General features: G+C 55.9%; 2 rRNA genes. Both read left to right on the plus strand.

The window, feature by feature from the left end:
- Positions 1–31: 31 nt before the first annotated feature.
- Positions 32–2,952 (plus strand): 23S ribosomal RNA (locus tag HKK80_RS14910).
- Positions 2,953–3,088: 136 nt separating this feature from the next.
- Positions 3,089–3,210, plus strand: a 5S ribosomal RNA gene (rrf, locus tag HKK80_RS14915).
- The last annotated feature ends 8 nt before the right edge of the window (positions 3,211–3,218 follow it).

Below are 3,218 nucleotides of genomic sequence, written 5' to 3' on the forward strand. Positions count from 1 at the left end.
CCAGCGATAACATTCGTCCGAATGTTATCTCTTCAACTGGCTACTGTGCCAGCTGGTGAACGGCTCGGCTCGAGTGCCGATGAAGGACGTGCCAAGCTGCGATAAGCCTACGGGAGCCGCATGGAGGCGAAGAACGTAGGATCTCCGAATGGGAATCCCTCTCACAATTGCCTTGCGCAATAGGGAACGTCGGGAATTGAAACATCTTAGTACCGACAGGAAAAGAACGCAACCGCGATATCGTTAGTAACCGCGAGTGAACACGACACAGTCCAAACCGAAGCCCTCACGGGCAATGTGGTGTCAGGACTGACTCTCAGCAACCGAACAGTTCCAAGAAGTCTTCTGGAACGGAGCGTGATACAGGGTGACAACCCCGTATTGGAATCAAGTACGTTGTGCGTCAGCTCCAGAGTAGCATGGGTCGGAATTCCCGTGTGAACATCTCAGGCATCCCCTGAGAAGACTAAATACTCCTCGAGACCGATAGCGAACAAGTAGCGTGAGCGAACGCTGAAAAGCACTCCGAGAAGGATCGTGCAATAGGGCCCGAAATCAGCTGGCGATCGAACGACGTGGCATACAAGGTCACTCCCAGAATGACCGAGGTGCAAGCCTCCAGTAAGACGAGAGTGAAGCCGATGTTGCGTCGTACGTTTTGAAAAACGACCCAGAGAGTGTATCTCCATGGCAAGCCTAACCTGATGATCAGGGCAGGCAGAGCGAAAGCGACATGGCCGCAGTCTTCATTCGAAGACCAGGGCCGCCGTGTTCAAGCGCGGGGAGTCGTGGGGATACGACCCGAAACCGAGTGATCTACACATGGGCAGGGTGAAGCGTGCCGAAAGGCACGTGGAGGCCCGTTAGCGTTGGTGTCTTACAATACCCTCGCGTGACCTATGTGTAGGGGTGAAAGGCCCATCGAACTCGGCAACAGCTGGTTCCAACCGAAACATGTCGAAGCATGACCTCACCCGAGATAGTCCGTGAGGTAGAGCGACCGATTACTCGTCCCGCCCTCGAGAGAGGTCGGCCGGGTTGTCGAACTCCAAACTTACGGACGTTGTAGACGGTGGGAGTCCGGACTGCGGGGTAAGCCTGTGGTCCGTAAGGGAGACAACCCAGCGTACGGTTAAGGACCCAAAATACGGATTAAGTGCAACCGAAGGTGGTCTCGAGCCCTAAACAGCCGGGAGGTGAGCTTAGAAGCAGCAACCCTCTAAGAAAAGCGTAACAGCTTACCGGCCGAGGTTCGAGGCGCCCAAAATGATCGGGGCTCAAATCCGTTTCCGAGACCGTACAACACCAATCATGGTGACTACGTAGGTTGGCGTACTGTTCGAGTGGAAATACGGGTGAGAACTCGTATGGATCGTACAGTAACGACAATTCTGGTCACAGTAGCAGCGATAGTCGGGTGAGAACCTCGACGACCTTACGAGCAAGGGTTCCTTGGCACTGTCATTCAGCCAAGGGTTAGTCGGTCCTAAGTCCGCTCGCAACTCGACGCGGACAACAGGGAAACTGGTTAATATTCCAGTACCAACACCACTCAAAGCCAACGCTTTGGGAAACACCGCACCGGGTTTTCGCCCGGTCGAATCGGTCACGCCCGTGGAAGCCGTCATGGCACGAAGCGGGTAACTGCCGAGACAGGGAAACACGGTGGTACCTAGAGCCCGTGAAACGGCGAGTGTGTTGTCCGTACCAAGATCCGACACAGGTGCTCAGGCAGCGAAAGCCAAGGTCTGTCGGGCCCCAACCGGCGTTAGGGAATTCGGCAAGTTAGTCCCGTACGTTCGCAAGAAGGGATGCCTGCCTCCGACGAGGCAGGTTGCAATAACTCGGACGCTCCGACTGTCTAGTAACAACACAGGTGACCGCAAATGCGCAAGCACTCGTACGGTCACTGAATCCTGCCCAGTGCGGGTATCTGAACACCTCGTACAAGAGGACGAAGGACCCGTCAACGGCGGGGGTAACTATGACCCTCTTAAGGTAGCGTAGTACCTTGTCGCTTCAGTAGCGACTTGCATGAATGGATCAACGAGAGCGTCACTGTCCCAACGCTGGCCCCGGTGAACTGTACGTTCCAGTGCGGAGTCTGGAGACCCCCAAGGGGAAGCGAAGACCCTATAGAGCTTCACTGCAGGCTGTCGCTGAGACGTGGTCGCTACTGTGCAGCATAGGTAGGAGCCGTTACACAGGTACCCGCGCTAGCGGGCCACCGAGGCAGCATTGAAATACTACCCGGTAGTGACTGCGACTCTCACTCCTGGCGGAGGACACCGGTAGCCGGGCAGTTTGACTGGGGCGGTACGCGCTCGAAAAGATATCGAGCGCGCCCCAAGATTTCCTCACTCGGGTCGGGAACCCGAGGCAGAGCGCAAGAGCAGAAGGAAGTCTGACAGTGACATTCCCAACGAGTGTCGCTGACGCGAAAGCGTGGTCTAGCGAACCCACAAGGCCGATTGATGCGGCCTGTGGATGACAGAAAAGCTACCTTAGGGATAACAGAGTCGTCACTCGCAAGAGCACATATCGACCGAGTGGCTTGCTACCTCGATGTCGGTTCCCTCCATCCTGCCCGTGCAGACGCGGGCAAGGGTGAGGTTGTTCGCCTATTAAAGGAGGTCGTGAGCTGGGTTTAGACCGTCGTGAGACAGGTCGGCTGCTATCTATTGGGGGTGTTTAGGGACATGCCATGAACGATCGTATAGTACGAGAGGAACTACGATTGGGCACCACTGGTGTATCGGTTGTCTGAGAAGGCAGTTGCCGAGTAGCCACGTGCCGCGGGGTAAGAGCTGAACGCATCTAAGCTCGAAACCCACATGAAAAAGATGTTCCACTGAGGGCACTCGTAGAAGACGAGTTCGATAGACTCGGGATGTACGCACCAAGGCAACGAGGTGTTGAGTCCACGAGCACTAACAGCCCGAGCCAACACTCATAAATTATGCACTGTGACCCACTGTAGTGGGTCCAGGCGCGAACTGGATTGCACGGAACACACGATTACAACGATGGTATCGTGAGGTGGTAGGCACCGATTTGGATTGACACTGGTTCGATTCCGGTGGTCGGTTTCGGCGGCCACAGCGACGAGGTTCCACCCGTACCCATCCCGAACACGGCAGTTAAGCTCGTCAGCGTTCCGCGCAGTACTGGAGTGGGAGACCCTCTGGGAGCCGTGGTTCGCCGCCACCCATTCATAC

This window comes from Halonotius sp. F2-221B, from assembly GCF_046719765.1.
In the GTDB taxonomy this organism is placed as follows: domain Archaea; phylum Halobacteriota; class Halobacteria; order Halobacteriales; family Haloferacaceae; genus Halonotius.